This window comes from Mesorhizobium sp. CA10, assembly GCF_020165285.1.
Classification (GTDB): domain Bacteria; phylum Pseudomonadota; class Alphaproteobacteria; order Rhizobiales; family Rhizobiaceae; genus Mesorhizobium.
Map to the genome: position 1 here is coordinate 147,608 of NZ_JAIUHV010000009.1, position 18,195 is coordinate 165,802.

Genomic DNA, 18,195 nt, shown 5'->3' on the forward strand with positions numbered 1-18,195 from the left:
TCGTCGCAAGCCAAACCTAGATCAGCGGCCTGCATTCCTCGCCTAGCCCCTCCCAGCGGGCAAGCTTCTTCAGCCCGTCATAGTCGATCACTTCGCAGCCGCCGTCTCGCCACATGATGAGCTTGCGGTCCATCAGCTTGCGGATCGTCTTGTTGGTATGGACCAGCGAGAGGCCGAGCGTGTCGGCGATGTGCTGTTGCGTGATCGGGATCTGCACCGGTGTCTTGCCGTTGAGGCCGGCGCCGCGAGCCCGGCGGGCGATGAAGGCGATAAGATAGGCGGCGCGCTCAAGCGCGGTACGGCGGCCGATGCTGAGCAGGTTCTCATCCAGCATGCGCTCCTCGCGCGACGCGATCCAGGTGATGTCATAGGCAAGGCCGGGATGGTTGCGATAGAGTTCCTGCAGCTGATCGCGTTCGAAAACGCAAAGCAGCATCGGCGACAGGGCTTCGACGGAATGCTGCATTTCGCCCATCAGACTTCCCTGCAGGCCGATCAGGTCGCCAGGCATGGAAAAATTGAGGATCTGCCGGCGCCCGTCGGGCAAAAGCTTGTAGCGGAACGCCCAACCCGACAGCACTGTGTAAAGATGCGCGCTGTGGCTGCCTTCGACCAGCACGGTCGCACCTCTGTCGACCGCCAATTCGCCACGCTTGAAGGTGTCGATAAATGACAATTCCTGCTCGTCGAATTCGCGGAAGGCCGGCAGCGGCCGCAGCGGGCATTTTTCGCAAGGATATTGGCGAGTGGCAACCAAACGTGCGGACATTCGACCCCTCTTCGAAATCCCTGCCCTAGGGGCGCAAGGAAACGTTTGAGGGGGGCAGCGGTTCCGCCGGGGTCATGTCCATGTCTTTTTTAAATGACATCGTGACGGATTGCGCGCATGAGTGCGGCTGCCAAGGAGACACCCCATAAGTGACAGCATTGCTTGACGGATTGCGCATTCTTGTCCTCGAAGACGAGTTCCTGATAGCGATGGATGTCGAGCAGCTTTGCCGTGACCACGGCGCCGCGGATGTGACGATCGCGCGAGAGATCGCCGACATCGACGGGCAGGCGCTGCCTTCGAGCTTCGACGCGGCAGTTGTCGATCTGATGCTTGGCGGGGTGTCGACCCTGGATTTCGCCGCGCGGTTGCGCGCAGAGGGCGTGCCGTTCGTATTCGCCTCCGGCTATTCGGATTCGGACGAAATCAAGAACTCGTTCCCCGACGTTCGACTGGTGACCAAGCCTTACTCGGGCGACGATCTCGTCGAAGCCGTGGCGATCGCCTGCGGACGGGCCGCTCCGGCGGCCTGACGGTCGCCGCCGAGGCAATCTCAGGCCGCCTTGCGTGCTCACATCGTGGCCGTGCGAGTCCGGGTTCCTCAAGGAAATGCCGGATACGTCAAGCGCGCCGAATGACGACGTCGAATAGCGCGAGCAGGAACTTGCCGCCTTGGCGTCCCGAAAGTTAAGCTGCGTTCGAACCTGTGACCTGCGCCGAGATCGCGTCGGGTCCGAACTCGTCCTCTCCGGAAATCTTGAGGATCTCCTGCAGCCTGGCGCGCGCCCGGCTGACGCGGCTTTTGATCGTGCCGACCGCGCAGCCGCAGATCTCGGCGGCTTCTTCATAGGAGAAGCCGGAAGCGCCGATCAGGATGATGGCTTCGCGCTGGTCCTCGGGCAGTTGCTCGAGCGCGCCGCGGAAATCCTTGAGATCGAGCTGGCCATGCTGGGCCGGATGAACGGCAAGCCTGGCCGTCATGATGCCGTCGCTGTCCTGCACTTCGCGGCCGCGCTTGCGCATCTGCGAATAGAATTCATTGCGCAGGATGGTGAACAGCCAGGCCTTCAAATTGGTGCCCGGCTGGAAGCTCTCATGCTTGTCCCATGCCTTGACCAGCGTTTCCTGGACGAGGTCGTCGGCCCGGTCGGCATTCTGTGTGAGCGACACGGCGAAAGCCCGCAGGCTCGGGATCGCGCCGAGCAGCTCGGTCTTGAAACTCTGGGATACCGCCGCCATGCCTCAGTCCTTTTTCTGGGCAGGTTCGGTCTGTTCCAGCTGGCTGAGCAGCTGAGCGAAACGGTCCGGCACACGATCCGAGACCAGTTCGTCATAATACTGCTTGAGCTTGCGAGCGATTTCGGAGTTTGCACCAAGCGGATTGCCATCCCCGTTCCGATGCCTGCTTGCGGCATCAGCCATCTGTTTTTTTGACATTTCCTTCATAAATAGCCCTAATTTCCAGCACCCGAGCCGCTCTTCGACTTCAAACCACAACGCAAGCGGAACCCTCGTCTGGTTGCCCATCCCTGGATCGGAAACGCTCACCTGCTAATTTAGTTCCGCGGCCGGCGGAACTTTTTCCGGAAGCCGGCGTTTGATGCAGAGGGGCTTGCAACCAATGCGGCCTTGAACATGAAACGTCATCTGAGGGAGACGTCAATAATGAGTCTGTCCGCAACCATCGCTCCTCATCTCCCGTTCCTTCGCCGCTTCTCGCGCGCGGTGTCGGGATCGCAGGAGAGCGGTGACGCGCTGGTCGCCGCGATGCTGGAAGCCATTATCGCCGATACCAATATCTTCCCCGAAGCCTCGAGCGACCGTATTGCGCTGTACAAGGTTTTCGCCAGGCTGTTCACCTCCGTGGCCATCCGCGTGCCGCAGGAACAGGCGCAGACCGCCTGGGAGCAGCGGGCCGCGGCCAATCTGAATGCGATCGCGCCCCTGCCGAGGCAGGCTTTCCTTCTGGTTGCCGTCGAGGGCTTCAGCGAGGACGAGGCGGCGGAGATCCTCGACGTCGACGAGGATGAGTTCTCGGAGCTGCTTGCCCAGGCGAGCAACGAGATTTCCCGGCAAGTCGCGACCGATGTGCTGATCATCGAGGACGAGCCGCTGATCGCCATGGATATCGAGGAGATGGTCGAGAGCCTCGGCCACCGCGTCGTCGGCACGGCGCGCACGCATGCCGAGGCTGTGGCCTTGTTCGGCAGGACGCGGCCGAAAATGGTTCTGGCCGACATCCAGCTCGCCGATGGGAGCTCGGGCATCGAAGCCGTCAACGAGATCTTGTCCTCGACGCCTGTGCCGGTGATCTTCATCACTGCCTTCCCTGAACGCCTGCTGACCGGCGAACGGCCCGAGCCGGCCTTCCTGGTCACCAAGCCGTTCAATCCCGACATGGTCAAGGCGTTGATCAGCCAGGCCCTGTTCTTCGACCGTCAGGCCAAGGCCGCCGCCTGATCCCTTCCGAAGCTGGATCCCAAGTGTCACGCCAAGGCTCCGCGCCATGCGTGACGCGTGGCTGTGTGCGGTCTGAAAAGCTCGCTTTGGGGGATCGTCTTTTTCAGCAAATGGTGGAACAAACGGCATCTGGCCACGTTCTTTTCCCGACATAAGAAGGAGACGCATCATGCTGTACTGGGCGCTCGTATTTCTCGTAGTTGCGATCATCGCCGGCGCGCTTGGGTTCGGCGGCATCGCCGGCACTTCGGCAGGCATCGCGCAAATCCTGTTCTTCATCTTTCTCGCCTTCCTGGTGATTTCGCTCATCGCAGGTCTCTTCAGGAGAGCCTGACCGCAACACTGGAAGCCGCACCCCTCAAACGGTTTCCAGCCACCGCCGGACGGCGCCTCGAAAGAGCACCGTCCGGCGGACCGTTTTTGGAGAGCACTGCAGGGTTTGACTCGTGCGGAACAAGTTGCGGATTGGGCCGTTCAAGGACCGAGTGGGGGATATCTCCAATGCCTTCCCAAGGTCCCACGCAAGACAGGGTCGAAAAGCGCGAAGTGATCGCAATGCATCCTTCGGAAAGCGGGATGCAGGTGGGGCGGGCCTTGCTTCACGCCCTGCACAACGCAGGGATTTCGGTTCTCTACCAGGATCGGCAGATGGAAACGGTCTGGGCGCGCAACATGAACGCGCCGTGGGCGTCCGATACAGCCGACGGCAAGGACTTGCTCTCGCCGGCGCAGGCCGAACGCATAAGAGCCGCCAAACTCAAGGTGATCGAATCCGGCAACCCGGACCAGCTCGAGCTCAGCATTCCGGGGCACCAGGGCGTGCGTTGGTTCCAGCTTTGGATCGATGCAGACCGCGGGGAGACCGGCGATGTCCTCGGCGTCGTCACGACGATGGTGGAGACGACGGAGCAGAAACGCCGCGAACAGACCCTCAAGACATTGCTGCGCGAAGTCAGCCATCGATCGAAAAATCTCCTCGCCATCATCCAGAGCGTCGCCACTCAGACTGGGCGATATACGGAGACGCTCGGCGACTTCCTGGCGCGGTTTCGCGGCCGGCTGCAATCGCTCGCGTCTTCGCAGGATCTCGTCACATCCTCCAACTGGCGAGGAGCCGCGCTGCACGAGCTCGTATCCGGCCAGGTCGGCCGCTACAGCAGCGATCTGGCTCAAAGCCTGCGGTTCGCGGGCGAAAATCCTTACCTCAACCCCAACGCCGCCCTGCATATCGGTCTCGCCATGCATGAGTTGGCCGTCAACTCAGTGAGCTATGGCGCACTGTCGCGGCCGGACGGCCATGTCGAGGTGCGCGCCAAGCTCGAGGCCGAAGACGGAACCTCGCCCAACCTCTTGCTGACCTGGACGGAGGTGGTCGGCGACGCGCAGCGCAATGAGAAGCGTTTCGGCAGCGTGGCGCTGGAACGCGTCGTGCCGATGTCGCTGAATGGCTCCGCGACGCTGGAAATCGGCAGAGACCGGATGGAATACCGTCTCACCGTCCCGCACGGGAATTTCGAGACCGATTGAGAGCGCCGCCGATGGCGTAGGAGCAATTCCAGGAAAAATGTGCAACCGTCAGGCTCGGCGGCTTCGCCGCAGCCGTCCGCAATTGCGTCAGACGGAGACGCGAGCGCTTTGCCGGCGGAGGCCCTTAACCGGCTGTTCACCATAAAGTCCGATCCTGTGCTCCCGGCTTACGATGCGCCGGAAACCCATCCGCGCCCCGGCGCGACCTGGGGAGACCGAAATGATGGTTGCCGACATGAACAGGCTGGAGCAGGCCGCCCGCGTCTCGATGAGCGGCTTCCAGGATGCCGAGCTGCCGCCGGCGCCGCGGTCGTCGCATCTTTCGCTCCGCCTGGGCACGATTGCGCTTCTGGCCGCCGTGGCCCTGACCGCGGCTTGGCAGTTGGTCTGACCCCGCACACGGCTCTGACCCCTCGGCCGCTGCGGATTCCGCGCTGGACGACTGCGACCGGATCGTCTGGAACGTGCGGCCCGACGGCACGCCGGCCGCATCGCTGGAGGTGCCCGGCATGCTTGTCGCGTGGAACGGCGGGCGCCGTCAAAAAGACTACGTTAGGCAACAGTGAAATCGGGCAGGCAAAGCATGTTTTTTCATGCTAAATGGCTGCTGGCACTGCCGAAAGTGAGGACAAAAGTGAGGAGCAATTCTATGCGGAAGATGATGATTGCCATGGTTGCCGTGGTCGCTGTCAGCGGCTGCACAACAACCGAGCAGGACGTCGTCGGCGGCGGCCTGATCGGCGCCGGCGTGGGCGGCTTGGTCGGCGGCAGCAAGGGTGCGCTGATCGGCGCGGCCGTCGGCGCCGGGTCGGGCCTTCTGGTTCGCAACCTGCGCAACGGCTATTGCCAGTATCGCGATCATCGCGGCCGGATCTACACGGCTCGCTGCAACTAGTTCAGCACGGGAAAGACCGGGGGCCGGCAGCCGGCCTCCGGTTTGCTCTGAATTCAAATTCAAGTCGCCGTTTTGCCTTACGCGCCCAGCGGAATCCTGATTTCCACCTTCAAGCCGTCGGCGTGGTAGTCGCGCGCGATGGTGCCGCGCAATTCGCGCGTGACGTTGAGATCTATCAATTTGGTGCCGAAGCCGGTCTTGACTGGCGCTTCCAGTTCCTTCTGACCCGCCTCGCGCCAGTTCAGAACCAGCGTCCGCTCGCGACCGCGGCCGTTGACGCTCCAGTCGACCTTGAGGGCGCCCACCGAACTGCCGGCCTCGCCATATTTCAGCGCGTTGGTGGCAAGTTCGTGGAAGGTCAGCCCTAGCGCCTGCGTCGTCGTCTCGTCCAGCAGCACTTCCGGCCCTGACAACACGCCGTCGGGAAGGTCCTTGCCGAACACCTGCCCGAGCTCGATGCGCAGCAGGTCGCCAAGATCGGCCTTCTGCCAGCGCGAGCGGGTCAGCATGTCCTGCGATGCGGCCATGGCCTGCAGGCGCGCCGAGAACGAAGCCGAAAACTCCTTCACGTCGGTGGCTTGCGAAGCCGTCTGTCGCGCGATCGCCAGCACGCGGGTGATCGAATTCTTGATGCGGTGCTTCATCTCCTGCAGGATCAGATCCTTTTCCAGCAGGCTCTTCTCGGTCGCCTCGTGCAGCGCCGATTTCGCCTCGTAGGCGCGCTCCTGGTAACGCGCCACCAGCGCGATGGCGCCGGCAAGCAAAAGGCCGAACAGTCCGAGCATCACCGGAATGGCGCGCGAGGACGGTGGTTCGAAGGCGCTTGTCGGCCTGAACAGCACGGTCCAGGGCCGGCCCGCGACAACGATATCGCGACGCGCCAGAAGCGTCGCCCCGATGCGTTCTGCCGGCGGCGCCTCCGAACGGAACAGAAGGTTGCCGTCCTCGGGCTTGCCGTCATAGACCTCGACATTGACCGGCAGCAGCGGAGAACGGCTGAGCGCGACCTGGAACAAGTCCTGCGCGCGGAAGGCAGCGTAGAGAAAGCCGGACGTGGAGGAGCGGCTTGCATTGATCACCTCGGGCGCGGTTTCGACGTTCAGTCGCACGAAAACCAGGAACCCGGTGAAGGTCTGCGCCACGCCGGCGCCCTGGCCGAGCTGGACCAAACCGCTCGCATGCTGCCGGTCGTCTGCCATCGCCGTTTCGATCGCCGCGCGCCGTACCGGCTCGGTGAACATATCGAAGCCGATGATCGACTGGTTGGAGGCAGCGAGCGGCTCGAACAGCACGATGGGCGTGCGCCATTGCTGCGTCGTGGCGGGATAGATCGGATGCGCCGACCCATGATCGTGCAGGATGTCGCGTTCCACCGCCGCCTCGTCGCCGGTCTTGGCGAGCCTCAGGAAGCCGATGCCGCGTAGCCCGGCGAAATTGTCGTCGATATCGAGGGCGGTGAAGAAGGCCTTGAATTCGCCGCGCGAGATGTCGCCGTTGCGGGCATCGAACAGCGCCTGCGTCGAACGCAGCAGCGACAAATGCAGGTCGACGCGGCTCTCGATGCGGTTGAGCGCGTCGTCGGCCGTGCCCTCGAACTTGATCCGCGCCGCCTCCTGCGTCGCGAAATAGGCGAACCCTGCCATGGTCAGGCTGATCAGCGCGACGGCGACAAAGGCAACGATCGGAAAGAGCTTCTTCAAATCAAGGATGCGGCCCGTGGACGGTCGACGATCTTTATGGGCAAGTCTCGGCGCCAACACAATGGCGCGGTCAAACCATCACCGCGGCTGGTACATCACGCAGCCGTTAATTAGCCGGCTACCAGTTCGACTTCATGCTGCGATCTTCAGCGCCCCCGGGCCCGGAATGGCGCCTGGCGGGCATTTGCCCAAAATGATCATGCCAAGCACCTCGTCTTGGGTAACATCGGTGGTGCGCGCGGTGCCAACCACCTGGCCGTTCTTCATCACGCAGACGCGGTCGGCGAGCTCGAACACGTCGTGGATGTCGTGGCTGATCAGGAAGATGCCGATGCCGTCGGCCTTGAGCTGCTTGACCAGTTCGCCGACCTGCGCCGTCTCTTGCGGGCCGAGCGCCGCAGTCGGCTCGTCCATGATCAGGATACGGGCGTTAAACAGGATCGCGCGCGCGATCGCCACCGACTGCCGCTGTCCGCCCGACAGCTTGATAACCGGCTCCTTGAAGCGCTGGAAACGCGGATTGAGCCGGCCCATCACCTTGCGCGCCTCGGCTTCCATGGCGACGTCGTCGAGCGTGCCCCAACCCGTCATCAGTTCGCGGCCGAGGAAGAGATTGGCTGCGGCATCGACATTGTCGGCCAGCGCCAGCGTCTGATAGATCGTCTCGACGCCATATTTCTTGGCGTCGCGCGGATTGGAGATCGAAGCCTCCTCGCCATTGATGAATATCTGTCCGCTGTCGCGCTTATAGGCGCCGGACAGGATCTTGATCAGCGTCGATTTGCCGGCGCCATTGTGACCGAGCAGCGCCATCACTTCGCCGGGGAAAAGATCGACGGATGCGTCGTCGACGGCGCGGATGCCGCCGAAGGCGATCGAGACGTTGCGCATGTCGACCAGCGGAACGCCGGCGGGAGACGATTTTTCAGCCATGGTCCTTCTCCTGCTATCAGACGCGCTTGCGATAGAGAGTGTCGAGCCACACCGCGACGACCAGCACGTAGCCCACGACGATACTCTGCAGCGGTGAATCGACGCCGAGCAGCACCATGCCGGATTGCAGCGACTGCATCAGCAATGCGCCCAGCATGGCACCGAGCACGGTTCCGGAACCGCCTGCGAGCGACGTGCCGCCGATGACCGCTGCGGCGATGACCAGCAGTTCATCCAGCGTCCCCAGCGCGTTTGTCGAGGAGTTCTGCCTGGCCGACGAGATCGCCGCCGCGATCGTCGCCAGCACGCCCATGATCATGAACACCTTCATGGTGATCCAGCGCGTGTTGATGCCGGCAAGATTGGCGGCTTCCGGATTGCCGCCGATGGCAAAGACGTAGCGGCCGAATCTAGTGCGCTTGGTGACGAAGGTCATGATCAGGCCGACGGCGACCGCCATCAGGACCGGAATGGCGATACCGTGCGCGATGAACAGCCCGCCTTCGGGCACGGTGATGTTGTTGGCGGCGGCGTAGCGGTTCACGATGCCGACCGGCCACGGATAGGAGTTGGCGAGCCACACCGCGCCCAGGATGACCGCGCAGGTAACCGTGGCGAGCAGCGTCTCGGCCCAGACCGGACGCAGGGGGAAGCGGAAGCGCTTGCGCTGCACGCGGCCGTTGAAATGCATGAAGATAACCGCCAGGCAGGCGACGATGCCGACGGCCCAGCTCCATCTGGCGCCGATCGAGCCCGCCGGGCCGCCACCCATCAACTGGAACGTGGCGTCGAGCGGCGCAACGGTCTGGCCGCTGGTGACCCACCAGGCAGCGCCCCGCCATACCAGCAATCCGCCCAGCGTGACGATGAAGGCCGGCACTTCGAGATAGGCGATGACGAAGCCCTGGAAGGCGCCGATGATGAGGCCGAGCGCCAGGCCGATGAGCAACGCCAGAACCCAGATCCAGGGATTTCCCAGTTCAAGCCCGACGAAGCGAACTAGGAAATGCACCTGGGCAAAGCCCATGACCATGCCGATCAGCCCTTCGGCCGACCCGACCGACAGGTCGATGTTGCGCATGACGATGACCAGCACCATGCCGGAGGCCATGATCGCCACGGCCGAAGACTGAACCGACAGGTTCCAGAGATTGCGCGGCGTCAGGAACGTGCGGCTGTCGAAGTCGAGCGGGTTGACGCCAAGCCGCAGGCTGGAAATCACATGCAGCCCGATCCAGATCAGGAGCAGCGCGCCGATCATGCCCAGCATGCGGGTGTCGAGCTCGGTCGCCTTCAGGAATCGGGCGACGGCGCCGAGTTCCGACGCGCGCGCGGTGTCCGCCGGTTGGGTAGACGTCGTGTCGGTCATGATTTCCTCCCACCGGCTTGCCGTCTGGCGCGGATGCCGGAACTCAGCCTAGAAGCTATCCGCCTGAGGCAGAACGGCAAAATCTTTTGAGAAAACGCCACGGCTTTAGAGCAATCCCAGGAAAAGTGCGTAGCGGTTTTCCGTCCGGGATTGCGGCAACAAAAACCAGGAGCGGTTCATTGAACCGCTCCTGGCCGCGGCGCAGGTATTTTTGATCGAACGTCGGCAAGGCTCAGTTGCAGACCTGGACGCTGCCGGCGGGCACGCCCGCGCAGACCTCGTCCTTCTTGATCCAACCGGCGTCGATGACGACGTTGAGGTTGTCCTTGGTGATCGCGACCGGCTTCAGGAACAGCGACTTGACGGTGTTGCCGCCGGGCGTCGTGAAGTCCTTGGCGCCGGCGATGTCGCCCATCTTCTTGCCGTCGGCGAGCTGCGAGGCGATCTCGGCGGCGTTCTTGCCGAGCTCGCGCGCGTCTTTCCACACCGACACGGTCTGCGTGCCGAGCGCGATGCGGTTGAGCGCCGCGTGGTCGCCGTCCTGGCCCGAGACCGGAACGGTGCCGGCCAGCCCCTGCGCCGTCAGCGCCGCGACGACGCCGCCGGCGGTGCCGTCATTGGCAGCCACGACCGCGTCGACCTTGTTGTCGTTGGCGGTCAGGAACTGCTCCATGTTCTTCTGCGCGTTGGCCGGCAGCCAGCCGTCCGTGTAGGCCTCGCCGACATTCTTGATCTTGCCGCTGTCGATGGCGTCCTTCAGGACTTCCATGGAGCCCGCGAACAGGAAGTCGGCGTTCGGATCGGAGCCCGAGCCCTTGATGAAGACATAGTTGCCTTCCGGCTTGGCCTTGAACACCTCGCGGGCCTGCATGCGCCCGACTTCCTTGTTGTCGAAGGTCAGGTAGAACACGTCCTTGTTCTCAATCAGGCGGTCGTAGCCGACGACCGGGATTCCTTCATCGAGCGCCTTCTGCACCGCCGGGCCGATCGCCGAGGCATCCTGCGCCAGGATGATCAGCGCGTTGGCGCCCTGCGAGATCAGGCTTTCGACGTCGGTCAGCTGCTTGCCCGGATTGGACTGCGCGTCGGCCGAGATATACTTGTCTCCCGCGGCCTCGATGGCGGCCTTCATCGCTGCTTCGTCGGTCTTCCAGCGCTCTTCCTGGAAATTCGACCACGACACGCCGATCACCTTGTCCTTCGCCTCGGCGACGGACGCCAGCGTCAGCGACATGGCAACGCCCGCCAGAATGGCGGCTGCAAATTTCTTCATGATATCCTCCCTGCGCCCGTGCGGCGCGACCCAGACTGGCCCGAAGGCCGGCACAGAGGCTTTTTTTTCGAGCCTCAAAAAAATAGTGGTCCAGCACAACAGCGCTGTCAACCGAGATTCTGATGGGTTTTGATGGGCTCAGGCATTTTTTTCGGCATCCGCAATAAATAATGACATGGCCCCTGGCTTCTGCCACAATCCCTAGCGTGTCAGCGACAGGCCATGGCATTATCACAAGGCCGCGATGACCGGGGAGGACGTGCGAAACGATGTCGGTCGGAATCCGCCATGACGATTTGCGCCGGCGCAATCGCGCCATGGTGATTTCGGCGGTACGCCGCGCCGGTCAGCCATCACGGACCGAAATTGCCGCCACCACCGGGCTCAGCCACTCGACCATTTCGGCGATCTCCGCCGACCTGATCCAAGAGGGCATTCTCACCGAAAGCAAGGCCAGCGAGCCGACGGCGTTGAAGCGCGGCCGGCCGCAGATCGGCCTGGCGCTGAACCCTGAAGCCGCCGCGGTGCTGACCGTGGTGTTGTCGCTGAACTTCCTGTCGGTCGCCGTGATCGATTATGCCGGCCAGGTTGTTGCCGAGGAGCAGCAGCGCCTGGACACGCTTGTCATGCCCCGCGACGAGCTGATCGGCGAATGCGTGGCGATCGTGCGGCGCCGGCTGCAGGATCCCGACCTCGACATTGGCAGCGTCGCCCGCATCGCCATGGGCATTCAGGGCATCACTGATTCTAATGCACGCGCCATGCTGTGGTCGCCGATAACGCCGCTGACCGACATTCCTTTCGCCGACATTCTCGAGAAGGAATTCGGCATCTCCGCCACCATGGAGAATGACTGCAACATGATGGCGGTGGCGCTGCAATGGCGCGACCCGGAGCGCTATCGTGACGACTTCATCGCCATCCTGTTGTCGCACGGCATCGGCATGGGTCTCGTGCTCAAGGGTGCGCTGTTCACCGGCACGCATTCCTCCGGCGGCGAGTTCGGCCACATGATCCACCGCCCGGGCGGGGCGCTTTGCCGCTGCGGCCGCCGCGGCTGCGTCGAGGCCTATGCCGGCAATTACGCGATCTGGCGCAGCGCCATGAAAATGAGCGAGGACGCCGAGCCGGTCGACGTCGGCGACGCCGACATGCGGGCCCTTGCCGCGAAGGCGCGCGAGAGGGACGGCCCCGAACGGGAGGCTTATCGCCGGGCCGGCGAAGCGCTTGGTTTCGGTCTCGGCAGCCTGTTCGCCCTCATCGACCCGGCGCCTGTCGCCATGGTCGGCGTCAGCGCGGCCGCCTTCGACCTGATCGAGCCGGCGCTGCGCGAGGCGATCGCCCAGACGGCCGGCGGCCAGCACTCCGAATCGATCTCCTTCGACACCGAGCCGAACGAACTGCCGCTGATCCGCGAAGGCTGCGCCATGCGCGCGCTGACCTTCGTCGACCAGGAGATTTTCGCGCCCGGAGGCCAAGCAAGAGTGGGGACGGGAAAGAACGTGGCCTGAGGCAGCCTTGAAGAGGTCCGGGGACAGCAGCAGACGCTTGAAATTAGCGAAGGCCCCGCAGCTTCGTCATTCCAGGGCGGAGCAGGAGCGAAGCTTCGTCGCGGAGACCCTGGAATCCATGCCGCTACCTCACGCGTCGAGCGCAGCGGCACAGAATTCTGGACTGTCGCAACGCATCGACATCACGGAATGGATCCTCGGGTCTGCGCGCGTCGCTGCGCCCCTTGCTCCGCCCGTGGATGACGAAGCACAAGCGTCCCGGGTGCCCACCAGCTTGGATGTTGGAAGTGCTTGGCCCGTCAGGACTTCGGCGCCCTGAGCCTAATCTTCCCTGATCGCATAACCCGCCCCACGGATGGTGCGGATGACATCCGGCATGCGGCCGTTGTTGACGGCTTTGCGCAGGCGGCCGACATGCACGTCGACGGTGCGCTCGTCGATATAGATCGTCTCGCCCCAGACATTGTCGAGCAGCTGGCTGCGCGAGAACACGCGGCCGGGGTGGCGCATCATGAATTCGAGCAGGCGGAACTCGGTCGGGCCGAGCCTGATCTCGCTCTTCTTGCGGTAGACGCGGTGCGACTCGCGGTCGAGCACGATGTCGCCGACCTTGAGCACGCTGGACAGCACCTCCGGCTTGGCGCGGCGCAGCAGCGCCTTGACGCGCGCCATGAACTCCGGCGTCGAGAACGGCTTGACCAGATAGTCGTCGGCGCCGGTCGAGAGGCCGCGCACACGGTCGCTTTCCTCGCCCCGCGCCGTCAGCATGATGATCGGCAGCCGCTCGGTCTCGGGCCGCATCCTGAGGCGCCGGCAGAGCTCGATGCCGGAAACCGCCGGCACCATCCAGTCGAGCACGAGCAGGTCGGGAACGTTCTCCTGAAGGCGGATTTCGGCCTCGTCGCCGCGGGTCACCACTTCGACCTGGTAACCCTCGGATTCGAGATTGTAGCGGAGCAGCACCCCAAGCGGCTCCTCGTCCTCCACCACCATGATGCGTGGCGCGATCATTGGCAGATACCCTTCGTCAGGCCGCCGGCGCCGACATTGTCGTCTCGTCCTGCTTGGGACGATTCGCGGGCAATTGCGTGCCGGTCAGCACATAATAGGCGTTCTCGGCGATGTTGGTCACATGGTCGCCGATGCGCTCGAGATTCTTGGCGCAGAACAGAAGATGCGTGCAGGCGGTGATGTTGCGCGGGTCTTCCATCATGTAGGTCAGGAGCTCCCGGAAGACGGATGTGTATTTGACGTCGATGCGCTCGTCGTCGTTGCGAAGCTTGGCCAGCGCCGTGGCGTCGCCCACCGTATATTCCTGGATCACGGCTTGGACCTGGATCAGCACCAGCTGGGCCATGGAATCGATCGAGTGCGTGAGGTCGCGCGGCGCGGCGCTGACGCCGACCGAACCGACGCGCTTGGCGATGTTCTTGGCGAGATCGCCGATGCGTTCGAGGTCGCCCGCCATGCGGATCGAGCCGACCACGTTGCGAAGGTCGTCGGCCATCGGCTGGCGCTTGGCGATCAGCGTGATGGCGCGGTCGTCGAGCTCGCGCTGGCGCGCGTCCATGATGGCATCGTCGGAAACGACACGCTGCGCCATGGCATTGTCGGTCTCAAGCAGGGCCTTGGTCGAAGCGCCGACCATGGAGGCGGCGAGATCGCCCATGTCGTTGATGAGCCGGCTGATCTGCCTCAGATCCTCGTCGAAGGAAGCGACGGTATGTTCGGCCATGATGATGTCCTCGTATGAGCTCAGCCGAAGCGGCCGGTGATGTAGTCCTGCGTGCGCTTTTCGCGGGGCGAGGTGAAGATCTTCTCGGTCCGGTCGAACTCCACCAGCTCGCCCAGATACATGAACGCCGTCTGCCGCGACACGCGCGCCGCCTGCTGCATGTTGTGGGTGACGATGACGATCGTGTAGTCGGCCTGCAGCTCGTCGATCAGTTCCTCGATCTTGGCGGTCGACAGCGGATCGAGCGCCGAGGCCGGCTCGTCGAGCAGGATGACCTCGGGCTTCACCGCAACGGTACGGGCGATGCACAGGCGCTGCTGCTGGCCGCCCGAGAGGCTGAGGCCGCTGGCGTTGAGCTTGTCCTTGACCTCGTTCCAGAGTGCTGCGCGCTTCAGCGCCTGCTCGACGCGGCTGTCCATCTCGGCCTTGCTGATCTTCTCATAGAGCCTGACGCCGAAAGCGATGTTCTCGTAGATCGACATCGGGAACGGCGTCGGCTTCTGGAACACCATGCCGATCTTGGTGCGCAGCAGGTTGAGGTCCTGCGAGCGGTCGAGGATGTTCTTGCCGTCGAGCAGCACCTGGCCCTCGGCGCTCTGTTTCGGATAGAGCTCGTAGATGCGGTTGAGCACGCGCAGCAGCGTCGACTTCCCGCAGCCCGACGGGCCGATGAATGCGGTCACGCTGCGCTCGGGCAGGGACAGGTTGATGTCCTTCAGCGCCTTCGACTGGCCATAGTAGAAATTGAGGTTCTTGACCTCGATCTTGGCCTTCTCGACGGTCGTGTCGGCTGCGTTCAGGTCGGTGGACAACATCGGTTTCATCTGTCCTCTCTGCGTCCGGTTAGGCTGCGGGCGATGATGCTCAGCCCGAGAACCGTCAGGGTGATTATGAGAGCGCCCGTCCAGGCCAGTTGCTGCCATTCCTCGTAAGGGCTGAGAGCGAACTGGAAGATGGTTACCGGCAGGCTGGCCATCGGCGCATTGAGATTGCTCGACCAGAACTGGTTGTTGAGCGCGGTGAAGAGAAGCGGCGCCGTCTCGCCGGAGATGCGGGCGATCGCCAAAAGGATGCCGGTGACGATGCCGGAGAGCGCCGCGCGATAGGCAACCGAGCGGATCACCACCCAGCGCGGTGCTCCGATGGCGGTGCCTGCTTCGCGCAGCGCGTTGGGCACAAGGTTCAGCATGTCCTCGGTGGTGCGCACCACGACGGGGATCACCAGGATCGACAGCGCGACCGCGCCGGCAATCGCCGAGAAGTGCCCCATCGGTCGGACCATCAGCTCGTAGACGAACAGGCCGATGATGATCGACGGCGCCGACAAGAGGATGTCGTTGATGAAGCGCACCACCGTCGTGAGCTTCGAGAAGCGTCCGTATTCGGCCATGTAGGTGCCGGCCAGCACGCCGATCGGCGTGCCGACGATGATACCGATGATCGTCATGACGATGCTGCCGTAGATGGCATTGAGCAGGCCGCCGGCATCGCCGGGCGGCGGCGTCATTTCTGTGAATACCGAAAGCGACACCCCGGAAAGCCCCTTGTAGAGCAGGGCGCCGAGAATCAGCGCCAGCCAGGCCAGCCCGATGCCCGCCGCGACGACGCACAGCGTCATCATCACGGCATTCTTGCGCTTGCGACTTTGGTGAAGCGATGCGGCAGTCGACATCGGTCAGGCTCCCGTGCGGCTATCGATGCGCAACAGCATGTAGCGTGCGAGCGCGAGGATGATGAAGGTGATGATGAACAGGATCAGGCCGAGCGATACCAGCGAGGATGTATAGAGGTTGCCATCGGCTTCGGTGAATTCGTTGGCGATGGTCGCCGAGATCGTCGTGCCCGGCGCAAACAGCGAGGCGCTGATGCGGTGCGCGTTGCCGATGACGAAGGTGACGGCCATCGTCTCGCCGAGCGCGCGGCCGAGGCCGAGCATGACGCCGCCCATGATGCCGACGCGGGTATAGGGGATGGTCACGCGCCGGGTCACTTCCCAGGTCGTGCAGCCGATGCCGTAGGCCGATTCCTTCAGCACCGCCGGCACCGTGTCGAATACGTCCTTGGTGATCGAGGTGATGAAAGGCAGCACCATGATAGCGAGGATCAGCGACGAGGTCAGCAAGCCGATGCCGTAGGGCGGACCGGCAAACAGGCTGTCGAGGCCGGGGATGCCTTTGAACAGCCAGATGATGAAGGGCTGGACCGTCGTCTGCAGGAACGGCGCGAAGACGAACAGGCCCCAGATGCCGTAGATGATCGAGGGAATGCCGGCGAGCAGCTCGACCGCGATGCCGATCGGACGCCTGAGCGGGCGCGGGCAAAGCTCGGTCAGGAAGACGGCGATGCCGATGCCGATCGGCACGGCGATGAGAATGGCGATGGCCGAGGTGACGATGGTGCCGTAGATGGGCGCAAGCGCGCCGAAATTCTCAGTAACCGGGTTCCAGGATTCGGTGGTCAGGAAGGAGAAGCCGAACTTCGACAGCGCCTCCCACGATCCGGCGACCAGCGATATCGCGACCCCGCCGAGCAAAACGAGCACGAGCATGGCGGAAAGGCGCGTCGCCGTCCGGAAAACCATGTCGGTGACGGCGAAGCGGCGCACCGTCGCTTCTCTGGTCCGCAGGGCGGACGATGTCGCGGCTTCGGAAACGGCTGTCATTTAGCCCCTCGCATTTCGAAAGAGACAGGAGGGCGCCGCAGACGCCCTCCTTATTTTGCGGGAATTACATGCCGGAGTAGAGCGGCTTGCCGTTCGCGTCGACGATGTCCTTGCTCCACATTTCCTCGACGCTCTTCACGACCGCGTCGGGCATCGGAACATAGTCCAGCCCGGCGGCCAGCTCGTCGCCCTTGGCATAAGACCAGGCGAAGAACTTGAGCGCTTCGGTCGTCGCCGCGGCGTCGTCGGGCTTCTTGTAGACGAGGATCCAGGTGGCCGAGGTCATCGGCCAGGATTCGGCGCCGGCCTGGTTGGCCAGGATGACGCCGTAGCCCGGCTGCGAGTTCCAGTCGGCATTGGCGGCAGCGGCCGAGAACGCGGCGGCGGTCGGCTCGACCTTCTTGCCGTCCTTGTTGATCAAGTCGGTGTAGGTCAGCTTGTTCTGCTTGGCATAGGCATATTCGACATAGCCGATCGCGCCGCCGGTCTGCGACACGTTGTTGGCAACGCCTTCATTGCCCTTGGCGCCGATGCCCACCGGCCACTCGAGCGCGGTGTTGACGCCGACCTTCGACTTCCAGTCGGCGCTGACGTCGGCCAGGTAGTAGCTGAAGTTGAAGGTGGTGCCCGAGCCGTCCGAACGGTGGACGACGGCGATCGCCTGGTCGGGCAGCTTGACGTCGGGGTTGAGCTTCTTGATTGCTTCGTCGTTCCAGTTGGTGATCTTGCCGGCGAAGATGTCGGCGAGCGTCGGACCGTCGAGCACCAGCTCGCCCGGCTTGACGCCTTCGAGGTTGACGACCGGAACGATGCCGCCCATCACCATCGGGAACTGCGCGAGCCCGGTGGAGTTGAGATCCTCGCCTTTCAGCGGCGCGTCCGAAGCGCCGAAGGTCACGGTCTTGGCCTTGATTTGCTTGATGCCGCCGCCGGAGCCGATCGACTGATAGTTGAGACCGATGCCGGTCTCCTTCTTGTAGGCGTCGGCCCACTTCGCGTAGATCGGATAGGGGAAGGTGGCGCCAGCGCCGGAAATGTCGGCTGCCATCGCGGCGGCCATGCTAAGGGTTGATGCCGCAGCCATTGCAATTGCAACGGCCGCCGAGCGGATGAAATGTCTCATGTGGCCTGCTCCTGTTCGGAAGATGGTCTTTCGGCACCCGTTGTATCGGCGCCCGGTCAGCGCAATAGTCCTCGATTATTACAGTCGCATGACAGTTTCGTGTCAGCCCGGTAACGCCTGAACGGGGATGCACGGAAGGGTTCCGCGGCGGCCTCGAAGGGCCGGCCGGAGTTTGCCGCGGAAATCAGCAACTTGTCTGAATTTTGAAACAAAATTTATCCCGGCGGCCGGATGACGG

General features: G+C 63.4%; 20 protein-coding genes. 7 read left to right on the forward strand and 13 right to left on the reverse strand.

Features of this window, described 5'->3' with window-relative positions; translation table 11 throughout:
• Positions 1-16 precede the first annotated feature (16 nt).
• The gene (locus LB535_RS19675) at positions 17-769 is read right to left on the reverse strand and encodes a Crp/Fnr family transcriptional regulator (RefSeq protein ID WP_224527177.1); all 753 of its coding nucleotides are present in this window, start codon (positions 767-769) and stop codon (positions 17-19) included.
• A 149-nt stretch (positions 770-918) separates the two neighbouring features.
• On the opposite strand from LB535_RS19675, the gene LB535_RS19680 reads away from it, so the two are divergent.
• Entirely contained in the window at positions 919-1,302 is a 384-nt protein-coding gene (locus LB535_RS19680) for a response regulator (RefSeq protein WP_224611097.1), read from the forward strand.
• Positions 1,303-1,456: 154 nt separating this feature from the next.
• Here the strand turns inward: LB535_RS19680 and LB535_RS19685 are convergent, their stop codons facing one another.
• Positions 1,457-2,008, reverse strand: coding sequence for an RNA polymerase sigma factor (locus LB535_RS19685; protein ID WP_040985057.1), 552 nt, complete (start codon positions 2,006-2,008; stop codon positions 1,457-1,459).
• Between the two features lie 3 nt (positions 2,009-2,011).
• Positions 2,012-2,215 carry a NepR family anti-sigma factor gene (locus LB535_RS19690; protein ID WP_224527505.1) on the reverse strand — a complete coding sequence of 68 codons (204 nt, stop codon included), beginning with the start codon at positions 2,213-2,215 and terminating at the stop codon, positions 2,012-2,014.
• A 219-nt stretch (positions 2,216-2,434) separates the two neighbouring features.
• Here LB535_RS19690 and LB535_RS19695 point away from each other — a divergent pair, with 219 nt between their 5' ends.
• The 5 genes from LB535_RS19695 (at position 2,435) to LB535_RS19715 (ending at position 5,651) form a co-directional block, all read left to right on the forward strand.
• Positions 2,435-3,229 (forward strand): response regulator, encoded by a 795-nt coding sequence (locus LB535_RS19695; RefSeq protein WP_095767378.1) that lies wholly within the window; start codon positions 2,435-2,437, stop codon positions 3,227-3,229.
• 169 nt (positions 3,230-3,398) lie between these two features.
• A complete protein-coding gene (locus tag LB535_RS19700) occupies positions 3,399-3,563 on the forward strand; it encodes a DUF1328 domain-containing protein (RefSeq protein ID WP_018429836.1) in 165 nt (54 codons plus the stop codon).
• A gap of 167 nt (positions 3,564-3,730) precedes the next feature.
• A complete protein-coding gene (locus LB535_RS19705; RefSeq protein WP_224633438.1) occupies positions 3,731-4,756 on the forward strand; it encodes a sensor histidine kinase in 1,026 nt (341 codons plus the stop codon).
• Between the two features lie 220 nt (positions 4,757-4,976).
• The gene (locus LB535_RS19710; protein ID WP_224633381.1) at positions 4,977-5,147 is read left to right on the forward strand and encodes a hypothetical protein; all 171 of its coding nucleotides are present in this window, start codon (positions 4,977-4,979) and stop codon (positions 5,145-5,147) included.
• 258 nt (positions 5,148-5,405) lie between these two features.
• Positions 5,406-5,651: a YMGG-like glycine zipper-containing protein gene (locus tag LB535_RS19715; protein ID WP_095767375.1), complete on the forward strand. Its 246-nt coding sequence runs from the start codon at positions 5,406-5,408 to the stop codon at positions 5,649-5,651.
• Between the two features lie 77 nt (positions 5,652-5,728).
• Here the strand turns inward: LB535_RS19715 and LB535_RS19720 are convergent, their stop codons facing one another.
• From LB535_RS19720 to xylF, 4 genes are all read right to left on the reverse strand, one after another.
• Positions 5,729-7,351: a CHASE domain-containing protein gene (locus LB535_RS19720; protein ID WP_140847049.1), complete on the reverse strand. Its 1,623-nt coding sequence runs from the start codon at positions 7,349-7,351 to the stop codon at positions 5,729-5,731.
• Positions 7,352-7,483: 132 nt separating this feature from the next.
• Positions 7,484-8,284 (reverse strand): ATP-binding cassette domain-containing protein, encoded by an 801-nt coding sequence (locus LB535_RS19725; protein WP_224527162.1) that lies wholly within the window; start codon positions 8,282-8,284, stop codon positions 7,484-7,486.
• A 16-nt stretch (positions 8,285-8,300) separates the two neighbouring features.
• Positions 8,301-9,653, reverse strand: coding sequence for a sugar ABC transporter permease (locus tag LB535_RS19730; RefSeq protein WP_224633382.1), 1,353 nt, complete (start codon positions 9,651-9,653; stop codon positions 8,301-8,303).
• 232 nt (positions 9,654-9,885) lie between these two features.
• Positions 9,886-10,926 carry a D-xylose ABC transporter substrate-binding protein gene (gene xylF / locus LB535_RS19735; RefSeq protein WP_224633383.1) on the reverse strand — a complete coding sequence of 347 codons (1,041 nt, stop codon included), beginning with the start codon at positions 10,924-10,926 and terminating at the stop codon, positions 9,886-9,888.
• 269 nt (positions 10,927-11,195) lie between these two features.
• Between xylF and LB535_RS19740 the strand changes: the two genes are divergently transcribed.
• Positions 11,196-12,437 carry an ROK family protein gene (locus tag LB535_RS19740; protein ID WP_224633384.1) on the forward strand — a complete coding sequence of 414 codons (1,242 nt, stop codon included), beginning with the start codon at positions 11,196-11,198 and terminating at the stop codon, positions 12,435-12,437.
• Between the two features lie 321 nt (positions 12,438-12,758).
• Here the strand turns inward: LB535_RS19740 and phoB are convergent, their stop codons facing one another.
• The 6 genes from phoB to pstS form a co-directional block, all read right to left on the reverse strand.
• Positions 12,759-13,448, reverse strand: a complete 690-nt coding sequence (gene phoB, locus LB535_RS19745) for a phosphate regulon transcriptional regulator PhoB (protein ID WP_010911896.1) — start codon at positions 13,446-13,448, stop codon at positions 12,759-12,761.
• Positions 13,449-13,464: 16 nt separating this feature from the next.
• Complete coding sequence (gene phoU / locus LB535_RS19750; protein ID WP_095767370.1) at positions 13,465-14,172, reverse strand: phosphate signaling complex protein PhoU; 708 nt, start codon at positions 14,170-14,172, stop codon at positions 13,465-13,467.
• Between the two features lie 20 nt (positions 14,173-14,192).
• Positions 14,193-14,996: a phosphate ABC transporter ATP-binding protein PstB gene (gene pstB, locus LB535_RS19755; protein WP_095767369.1), complete on the reverse strand. Its 804-nt coding sequence runs from the start codon at positions 14,994-14,996 to the stop codon at positions 14,193-14,195.
• Positions 14,993-15,844, reverse strand: coding sequence for a phosphate ABC transporter permease PstA (gene pstA / locus LB535_RS19760; RefSeq protein ID WP_224633385.1), 852 nt, complete (start codon positions 15,842-15,844; stop codon positions 14,993-14,995). The genes pstB and pstA overlap by 4 nt, the downstream gene beginning before the upstream one ends.
• A 3-nt stretch (positions 15,845-15,847) precedes the next feature.
• Positions 15,848-16,834: a phosphate ABC transporter permease subunit PstC gene (pstC, locus tag LB535_RS19765; protein WP_224633386.1), complete on the reverse strand. Its 987-nt coding sequence runs from the start codon at positions 16,832-16,834 to the stop codon at positions 15,848-15,850.
• Between the two features lie 64 nt (positions 16,835-16,898).
• Positions 16,899-17,957: a phosphate ABC transporter substrate-binding protein PstS gene (gene pstS, locus LB535_RS19770; protein WP_224633387.1), complete on the reverse strand. Its 1,059-nt coding sequence runs from the start codon at positions 17,955-17,957 to the stop codon at positions 16,899-16,901.
• Between the last annotated feature and the right edge of the window lie 238 nt (positions 17,958-18,195).

Bases quoted from the DNA above. Each gene is read 5' to 3' on its own strand.
- LB535_RS19675 (WP_224527177.1), bottom strand. From the start codon at position 769: ATGTCCGCACGTTTGGTTGCCACTCGCCAATATCCTTGCGAAAAATGC.
- LB535_RS19685 (WP_040985057.1), bottom strand. From the start codon at position 2,008: ATGGCGGCGGTATCCCAGAGTTTCAAGACCGAGCTGCTCGGCGCGATC.
- LB535_RS19690 (WP_224527505.1), bottom strand. From the start codon at position 2,215: ATGAAGGAAATGTCAAAAAAACAGATGGCTGATGCCGCAAGCAGGCAT.
- LB535_RS19695 (WP_095767378.1), top strand. From the start codon at position 2,435: ATGAGTCTGTCCGCAACCATCGCTCCTCATCTCCCGTTCCTTCGCCGC.
- LB535_RS19700 (WP_018429836.1), top strand. From the start codon at position 3,399: ATGCTGTACTGGGCGCTCGTATTTCTCGTAGTTGCGATCATCGCCGGC.
- LB535_RS19705 (WP_224633438.1), top strand. From the start codon at position 3,731: ATGCCTTCCCAAGGTCCCACGCAAGACAGGGTCGAAAAGCGCGAAGTG.
- LB535_RS19710 (WP_224633381.1), top strand. From the start codon at position 4,977: ATGATGGTTGCCGACATGAACAGGCTGGAGCAGGCCGCCCGCGTCTCG.
- LB535_RS19715 (WP_095767375.1), top strand. From the start codon at position 5,406: ATGCGGAAGATGATGATTGCCATGGTTGCCGTGGTCGCTGTCAGCGGC.
- LB535_RS19725 (WP_224527162.1), bottom strand. From the start codon at position 8,284: ATGGCTGAAAAATCGTCTCCCGCCGGCGTTCCGCTGGTCGACATGCGC.
- LB535_RS19730 (WP_224633382.1), bottom strand. From the start codon at position 9,653: ATGACCGACACGACGTCTACCCAACCGGCGGACACCGCGCGCGCGTCG.
- xylF (WP_224633383.1), bottom strand. From the start codon at position 10,926: ATGAAGAAATTTGCAGCCGCCATTCTGGCGGGCGTTGCCATGTCGCTG.
- LB535_RS19740 (WP_224633384.1), top strand. From the start codon at position 11,196: ATGTCGGTCGGAATCCGCCATGACGATTTGCGCCGGCGCAATCGCGCC.
- phoB (WP_010911896.1), bottom strand. From the start codon at position 13,448: ATGATCGCGCCACGCATCATGGTGGTGGAGGACGAGGAGCCGCTTGGG.
- phoU (WP_095767370.1), bottom strand. From the start codon at position 14,172: ATGGCCGAACATACCGTCGCTTCCTTCGACGAGGATCTGAGGCAGATC.
- pstB (WP_095767369.1), bottom strand. From the start codon at position 14,996: ATGAAACCGATGTTGTCCACCGACCTGAACGCAGCCGACACGACCGTC.
- pstA (WP_224633385.1), bottom strand. From the start codon at position 15,844: ATGTCGACTGCCGCATCGCTTCACCAAAGTCGCAAGCGCAAGAATGCC.
- pstC (WP_224633386.1), bottom strand. From the start codon at position 16,834: ATGACAGCCGTTTCCGAAGCCGCGACATCGTCCGCCCTGCGGACCAGA.
- pstS (WP_224633387.1), bottom strand. From the start codon at position 17,957: ATGAGACATTTCATCCGCTCGGCGGCCGTTGCAATTGCAATGGCTGCG.